Genomic DNA, 7,243 nt, shown 5'->3' with positions numbered 1-7,243 from the left:
ATTTCAGAAGATTGTCCAAGGATTATGAGATTTCCCCTTCATCCGCTAAGGCTTTTGTTCAATTAGCTTTCACAAAAATTATGCTGAATAGGTTAGTTAAATGTTTTGCGTGACTGGTTCTAAAACTTATTACTTTTTTACGTAAATCTATACTATATGCTCGCATTTTTTGCTTCATATTATCATATAATTTACGCTACCTCAAGCTAATTTAGTATAGTGATAAAGAGTGGGAATTAATAGAAAAAATAATATACAGGCGAAAAGGTAAACAAGGTCGGTCATCACCTAAGGATGCAGGAAAGCTATGGGATGGAATATTCTATGTAACAAAAAATGGCTGTTTTTGGCGAGATTTACCAAATGATTTTGGTGAATGGAAGAGAGTATTTAATTATTTTAATAGGCTAAAGCACAGGGGTATAATTGAAGATTTAATAGACCTCTTGCATAACCTATTCCGTGGAGTAATTTTGTTGTCAAAACTCCTTTGCGCTCCTCATATACTAGAGTATGCTGCGGCGTTCAACATCATTTTTCCTAAAAATTCCTCTTCCATTAGACCTCTTTCGAAACTCGCTCATGATAAGCAAATGCGAGGAGTATACGAAGCACAGAGCCGCAGCGTACATGAAGTACGTGAGGACTTGCGCATCGACAGCGTCGCCACAGTTGCCATCAGGAGTAGAGTTAGGAAAGAGGTCTATTTTTAGGTTATGCAAGAGGTCTACTGAATACTTTCTCTCTTCTCTCATAAGAGAACCCTCTTTTATTGCTCAATTATTTTTACTCCTTTTGCTTTTTTCCGCTTCTTCTGATATTTCTAGCATTTTTGTAAATACACAGCGCTTCACTCCGCTTAACCTTCAGGATTCTTCACCTTTGTAATTTTTTATTTTTTGTATTTTAATAACCTCTCCCATAGATGATAGTTAACAACTGTCTCTTGGGTTATGCGAGAGGTCTATTGTCAAATATTTAACTCAAATTACCATACCTTAGATCTCATACCAAATACAAACCATCACAAGTCAGTCCAAAATCTCTCTCTTGCCACTACTACTAGGGCTAGACAGCAACCCTTCCTTCTCCATACGTTCAATCAAATTTGCTGCCTTATTATAACCAATACCCATTCTTCTTTGCACATAGCTAATGGAAGTTTTTCTTTCGTTTAGCACTATCTCCTTGGCCCTTTGATAATTATCATCTCCTCCTCCACCTTTGTCATCATCCGCGCCAACATCACTATTACCCCCTTCTTGCATTTCATCTATAATACCAACATACTCAGGGCTTGCCTGCAACTTCCATGCATCCACCACCTTCTCTACTTCATCGTCAGAAACAAATGGCGCATGTAGCCTAGTTACCTTAGAATCCACTCCTAAATACAGCATATCGCCCTTGCCAAGTAGTTGATCAGCACCCTGTTCACCTATCACGATTCTACTATCTATACCGGAAGTTACTTTAAAACTAATTCTAGTTGGGAAGTTTGCTTTAATCACGCCAGTAATCACGTCAGTAGAGGGGCGTTGAGTGGCCATAATTAAATGTATACCTGAAGCCCTAGCCATTTGAGCTAATTTTTGTATATTATTCTCCACTTCCTTGCCAGCCGTCATCATCAGGTGGGCCATCTCATCCACAATCACCACAATAAAGGGCATCTGGCATGCATCAAGCTTACGCGTAATCACCTCCTGTTCCCCAGTTTCTTTATTAAAACCACTATACGCCTTCTTTTCTAAACTCAAATTATTAGCGATAGCATGACGTACTTTTTCGTTATAATTATGTAGGTTCCTCACGCCAACATCAGACATAATAGAATATCTACGATTCATCTCCTTCACTAACCATTGAAGTGCGAGCACCGCTTTATGTGGGCATGTGATCACTGGTTCTAATAGATGGGGGATATCATTATATACAGACAACTCCAGCATCTTAGGATCTATCATAATTACTCTGCATTGATTAGGAGTAAATCTATAAAGCAGGGATAAAATCATCACATTGATAGACACCGATTTACCCGAACCAGTAGTGCCTGCAACCAATAAATGGGGCATCTTGGCAAGGTCTACAACATAAGGGCGTCCGGCAATATCTAGCCCCAAAATTAATGGTATAGATAGGTCTGAATCTTGATACTCTGCAGATTCCAGCAACATTCTCATACCAAATGTAGCACGTTTTTTATTAGGTAGTTCTATGCCCAACACATCTTTGCCTGGAATAATAGCGATGCGCGCCGAGAGCGCTGAAAGAGTGCGCGCTATATCTGTAGCTAATCCAATGATTCTGCTCGACTTAATGCCAGCCACTGGTTTAAATTCGTATAATGTTACCACTGGCCCAGTGCATACGCCTTCAATGCTACCATTTACACCAAAGTCTTTTAACACCTGCAGCAAAGCTTTTTGATTGTTATATAAATCATCCCTAGATGCATAAAGTGCGCCGAGCGTAGTTGCGTGCAACAACTCAATTGAAGGCAAAATAACATTGTTTGTATCAAATTTTTCCATTTCCTTCAGCGAATAACCAGCTGCGGCCAAGGAACTACGCTTAATAGATCTAGCGCCTGGCGCAGCATTCTTTTTAGCAAATTTAAAAGCTGTTTTTGCAGCTCCTAATATTGTAGCAGCTTGTGGTAATTTGCTATGAGATTTTTGCGCAATAGCTTTGCGCCTTAGCTTGTCCTGGGTTTTGACTGAACTAATATGGTTATTCATTGCCATCTTTGACTTGCGCAGGATAACTAGACGAATAATCCATACAAAAGGAAAAAATAAACGAAAATAAAATGCTAATAAAAATAAGATGCAAATTTCTTCAACAATGCTGATATTCTGGAGAATAGTATAGTCTGTAGACTCTACTCCACATATATACAGCAATAAATTCTTCGTTTTATTAAAAATAAAACCCAAGATATTCTGATCTTGTAATATAGCAAAGCCATGAAAGTTTGGAAAATAATCTTCGAGCCATTCAAGAGTATCACGGCTTAAATTAAGGCTGGAGAGCAACGGCAATAACAAACAAAAGCATAATTTATTAATTCTCTTAGAGCCAGGCGCAGTTTCTATAGCGTATGTTTTTTTTATCAAGATAATGGTTTGTCGAGCAAGAATTGCAACTGATATAAAAAATGCACATATTAGCCCGAAAGCTTGAATTGTGATGTCGGCAAGAGTAGAACCCGCCTTACCTAGCAGGTTAGAGGGGGTGGTGTTTAAGGCAAGATTAAAGCAGGGGTCGTTGTAGCTATAAGAGGCAATAGATAAAAACAATACTATGCCAAATATAAACAACAAGACATTCGCAGCCCTACATAATATTTTATTTTTTAACATAACCATTCTTGCACAAAGCGCGCGCTAGTTCTCAACGAATATAGGAGGAGCCCCTAGGTTATAATTAGAATCATAGCGAAAGATAATTTCCGGAGAATAACGCATCTGAACTTGCTGCGTTACGAAATAACGAATAGCTTTGGATGAGTTATTAAGAGCTTCAAGTAACACTTGGTGCGTTAGATTTGTGTTAAATGGAAAAAAGTAACAGTATACCATTTTTAAGTCAGTGGTCACATCCACCCTTGTGATAATGATATTATTGCTATCTAAAATCCTAGCGTCAAGAGAAGTGCTTGTGCGCAGGGCATCAGTCAAAGCCTGATGTATTAGACTAGAAAACTTTTCTTTTCTGTTATTAGTAGAGCGTTTCATAACCTTATTCCTGTAAATGCCTGACAAGTATTAAACAAAAGATGGATGGCGAAGATATCTTACCTAGAGCCACTAAAGCGTCCTTTTATGGAATGTGACATCAAATACTTCTATCACATCACCTTTCTGGAAATTTTGGTAATCTTTGATCATAATACCGCATTCATATCCACTCTTCACTTCCTTCACATCTTCTTTAAAGCGTTTTAACGCTTCTAACACACCTTCAAACACCACTTCACCATTGCGTATAATTCTTACCTTTGCGCCTCGCTTTACTAACCCTTTCGTAATATAACTACCGGCAATTTTGCCACATCTAGAAAGATCGAATACTTCGCGTATTTCTACAGATCCTAAATGTTCTTCGCGTACTTCTGGCTGTAGCAGATCAGAAAGGCGTTGACGCACTTCGTCTAGTAAATGATATATTACTGTATAGTGCATTACCTCCACTCGTTTCGATTCAACAATTGAGGTAAGAGAAGGATCGTGCTTGATGTTGAATGCCAAAATAACAGCATTAAAAGTATCTGCATCTAATATATCAGACTTACCGAGCGCACCCACGGTGGAACGTACAATTTTCACCTCCAGCTCGTCATGTTCAAAAGACTTCATGCTTTCCAGTATTGCTTCAAGCGAGCCATATGAGTCGGCTTTAATAATAACCCTCAATTCTCTCTTTTTATCTTTTTCAAAACATGCTACGCGCTTAGCCTCGGCCTGTTCTTGAGCGTAGAGCATACTCATTCTATTTTCTGCAATAGCTCTAGCCTGCTTCTCGCTCTCAATAACATGAAACACTTCTCCGATTTTCGGAATCTCCTCAAAACCATAAATTTTTGCGGGGTCGCAAATCTCAGCTCTGCTTATTTCCACACCATCTTCGGCGATCATTTTTTTAATTTTTGCAAAACAGGTACCAACCAATATCACGTCACCTTTGCTTACACTACCGTTTTTAACAAGTAAAGTAGTAAGAATACCTTGTTTAGTTGCATTACTTTCAAGTACAACGCCAAAACCTCTGGCTTTTGGATTAGCTTTGAGCTCATGCATATCAGCGATCAAGAAAATTGCCTCCACTAACTTATCTAGGTTTGTGCCTAATTTAGCGGAGATTGGTATAAGCATCACATCTCCACCAAACTCCTCTATAACCACATCATGCACCAGCAAATCATTTTTAATCCTATCTAAATTATGCTGTTTATCTATCTTGTTCACAGCCACTATTATCGGCATCTTAGAACTCTTTGCGTGCTCAATAGCCTCTATTGTCTGAGGTTTTATGCCATCATCTGCAGCAATAATTAAAATTGCAATATCATTAATCTTACTGCCTCGCTGACGCATCATGCTAAATGCAGCGTGGCCAGGGGTATCTACTATAGTAAAACTCCTGCCATTAGGACAGTTAATTTTATATGCGCTAATCTGCTGAGTAATACCTCCAGACTCTTTGCTTGTAAGATCAGAGTGGCGCAACGCATCAATTAAAGAGGTTTTGCCATGGTCAACATGTCCTATCACAGTCACAACCGGTGGACGAGGTAGTAGATCTTCAATAGGATCTTCTTGATACAAGTCTTGCTCTATCTCTAAACCACTAATTCTTTCTACGCTATGCCCAAGGCTGGTGGCCACTAGCTCGGCCACATCAGGGTCAATCATTTCATGCGCTTTAACTATCATACCCAGTTTCATCAATTCTTTAGTAACATTCACTAAAGGCTCAGTTAAAACTGCCGCGAGGTCTTTTGCTGAGATCTGGCGAGGTAGCATTGTAATGTTTTTAAATATCTTAGATGGGCTTACAGCCTGTGATTTCTTGTTCTTCTTTTTGCGCCAAGCATGTCTATCACCTCCTTCGTCACCCGTATAAAGCACGTGTAATAAATCAGACTTCGTAACCTTAGATACTGGTTGTAATTTTTGCTTCGTCACCGCCTTTGCATCAAAGCTTTTATGTGTTTTGACAACACTTGCCGAAGCAACATCGCCGCTGCGCGCACCTTGAGTTTTAGCCGCGGCTTGCGCCTGCCCCGCTGATGGCGACGCTTTAGGGCGCACCGGCGCGTGCAGGCGAGGTTGCTCGGTAATATCCTTAGCGCCGTCCTGCGCTTGACCAGAAGCGTCTAGCACCTTATCTTCAGGCGCAGATTTATTCAAGGCCATGAGATCTGTTAAAGTAAGCTGTGTTTTAGTTAACTTGGGCTTTTCTTCAACGGCGTTGGCTTGCTCTTTTACAGTCGACTCTATTTTCTGCTGCAACTGCGCGGGGGCGAGTACCTTTTCTGCATTATTGCTCTTTTTGACAGGGACGTCCTGTTTATTGCGTTTGGCTAATAACATGCCATATCTAGTAGCAAAGGTTTTTTTCACTTCAACTATAGTTGAAGTGGATCTATTTTCCTGCGCAACCTGCGTCACCACACCTTGAATATTTGCTTGTGGTGTATCGCTTTTTTTTGTAAGGGTCAACCTTTTTCTAGGAGACTGAGTAGTATTTTCTGGCATAAATAACTGCAAGTTAACTAAGAGTAGTTTTAAAAATAAAATAATCGCTAACGCGTTGCTTATAAGCTGTTTAATGATTTTATGATAGCATATAATAACATCTTAAAAGCGTTTTGTATATAGCTTCATCTCATGGTTATATAATAGACCTACTGCGTAAGTAGAAAAGTTATGACAGATCTTGTAGTATCAATAGAAGAAAGCGTTTGCAATTCAGTGAAAAAAGATATATGTGGTAATTGATTATCCACAAAAACCCCACCCTATATATGTGTTAGTCCCAGTAAGAAATGGTTAGGATTAAGTATAAAGTATTCAGGATGAATTGTCCACTGATTTAAAATAAATTGCCAAGGAGTTTTACCTTTGATAGCTTTAAGTCGTTTAGCGAAGTTATAAGCCATCAGGTAAGCATGCAGATGCTGTTTCAGCTCATCATGAGATACATAATGGAAATTGTTTGCAGTTGCTTCTTTGAGCGTTCTGTTCATTCGCTCTACCTACCCATTAGTCCAAGGACGCTTGATCTTAGTCTTTTTATGCTCTATCTGATGCTCATTGCAAACACGCTCAAATATATGAGTAAAAGTATTTTTATGATAATCGTGATTGGTAAATTAGACCTCTTTCGAAACTCACTCATGATGAGCAAATGCGAGGAGCATACGAAGCACAGAGCCGCAGCGTACATGAAGTACGTGAGGACTAGACCTCTTGCGTAAGTATTTAATTAACAATTAGCCAATGCGAGGGGTGAAGAAGGTTGTTCGTGATTATTTTAGCATCAAGCGGCAAGTAATTTATTAACGAAATCATTTTTGAAATTAACAATTCCAGCAACAATATTAAACTTTAGATTATAACCCCTACGCTTATTGCGATATCTATGAGATAAAATACGAAAATTCTTTAGCTCTGCAATAATATTCTCAACCTTGATCCGCCTCTTAGATACAATATGGTTGTATTTCTTTTGC

At 39.0% G+C, this 7,243-nt stretch carries 7 protein-coding genes and 1 pseudogene; 3 read left to right on the top strand and 5 right to left on the bottom strand.

Annotation, left to right across the window (positions count from 1 at the left end; translation table 11 throughout):
• Window positions 1-230: 230 nt before the first annotated feature.
• Together Sarmat_RS07430 and Sarmat_RS06920 are read left to right on the top strand one after the other, a co-directional pair.
• A pseudogene (locus Sarmat_RS07430) lies at window positions 231-425 on the top strand (transposase); the annotation flags it as partial.
• A 157-nt stretch (window positions 426-582) separates the two neighbouring features.
• A complete protein-coding gene (locus Sarmat_RS06920; protein ID WP_244127156.1) occupies window positions 583-888 on the top strand; it encodes a hypothetical protein in 306 nt (101 codons plus the stop codon).
• 143 nt (window positions 889-1,031) lie between these two features.
• Here the strand turns inward: Sarmat_RS06920 and Sarmat_RS05490 are convergent, their stop codons facing one another.
• The 4 genes from Sarmat_RS05490 to Sarmat_RS05475 all read right to left on the bottom strand — a co-directional run bounded on the left by Sarmat_RS05490 (window position 1,032) and on the right by Sarmat_RS05475 (window position 6,757).
• Window positions 1,032-3,368 carry an FtsK/SpoIIIE family DNA translocase gene (locus Sarmat_RS05490; RefSeq protein ID WP_244127155.1) on the bottom strand — a complete coding sequence of 779 codons (2,337 nt, stop codon included), beginning with the start codon at window positions 3,366-3,368 and terminating at the stop codon, window positions 1,032-1,034.
• Between the two features lie 24 nt (window positions 3,369-3,392).
• Window positions 3,393-3,743: a ribosome-binding factor A gene (locus Sarmat_RS05485; protein ID WP_202149789.1), complete on the bottom strand. Its 351-nt coding sequence runs from the start codon at window positions 3,741-3,743 to the stop codon at window positions 3,393-3,395.
• Between the two features lie 72 nt (window positions 3,744-3,815).
• Window positions 3,816-6,278 carry a translation initiation factor IF-2 gene (infB, locus tag Sarmat_RS05480; protein ID WP_202149788.1) on the bottom strand — a complete coding sequence of 821 codons (2,463 nt, stop codon included), beginning with the start codon at window positions 6,276-6,278 and terminating at the stop codon, window positions 3,816-3,818.
• 251 nt (window positions 6,279-6,529) lie between these two features.
• The gene (locus tag Sarmat_RS05475; protein ID WP_202149787.1) at window positions 6,530-6,757 is read right to left on the bottom strand and encodes an IS3 family transposase; all 228 of its coding nucleotides are present in this window, start codon (window positions 6,755-6,757) and stop codon (window positions 6,530-6,532) included.
• A gap of 105 nt (window positions 6,758-6,862) precedes the next feature.
• On the opposite strand from Sarmat_RS05475, the gene Sarmat_RS07140 reads away from it, so the two are divergent.
• Window positions 6,863-6,988, top strand: coding sequence for a hypothetical protein (locus Sarmat_RS07140; RefSeq protein ID WP_279611764.1), 126 nt, complete (start codon window positions 6,863-6,865; stop codon window positions 6,986-6,988).
• Window positions 6,989-7,050: 62 nt separating this feature from the next.
• On the opposite strand, the gene Sarmat_RS05470 is transcribed toward Sarmat_RS07140, so the two are convergent.
• On the bottom strand, window positions 7,051-7,243 hold a 193-nt coding region (locus tag Sarmat_RS05470), incomplete at its 5' end, for a transposase family protein (RefSeq protein ID WP_341826613.1).

Origin of the sequence: Candidatus Sarmatiella mevalonica (genome assembly GCF_016751895.1) — a bacterium.
Classification (GTDB): Bacteria; Pseudomonadota; Alphaproteobacteria; order Rickettsiales; family Rickettsiaceae; genus Sarmatiella; species Sarmatiella mevalonica.
The sequence above is the reverse complement of the archived record's forward strand: the minus strand, read 5'-3'. Positions and strand labels throughout refer to the sequence as shown.

Bases quoted from the DNA above. Each gene is read 5' to 3' on its own strand.
- Sarmat_RS06920 (WP_244127156.1), top strand. From the start codon at position 583: ATGATAAGCAAATGCGAGGAGTATACGAAGCACAGAGCCGCAGCGTAC.
- Sarmat_RS05490 (WP_244127155.1), bottom strand. From the start codon at position 3,368: ATGTTAAAAAATAAAATATTATGTAGGGCTGCGAATGTCTTGTTGTTT.
- Sarmat_RS05485 (WP_202149789.1), bottom strand. From the start codon at position 3,743: ATGAAACGCTCTACTAATAACAGAAAAGAAAAGTTTTCTAGTCTAATA.
- Sarmat_RS05475 (WP_202149787.1), bottom strand. From the start codon at position 6,757: ATGAACAGAACGCTCAAAGAAGCAACTGCAAACAATTTCCATTATGTA.
- Sarmat_RS07140 (WP_279611764.1), top strand. From the start codon at position 6,863: ATGATAATCGTGATTGGTAAATTAGACCTCTTTCGAAACTCACTCATG.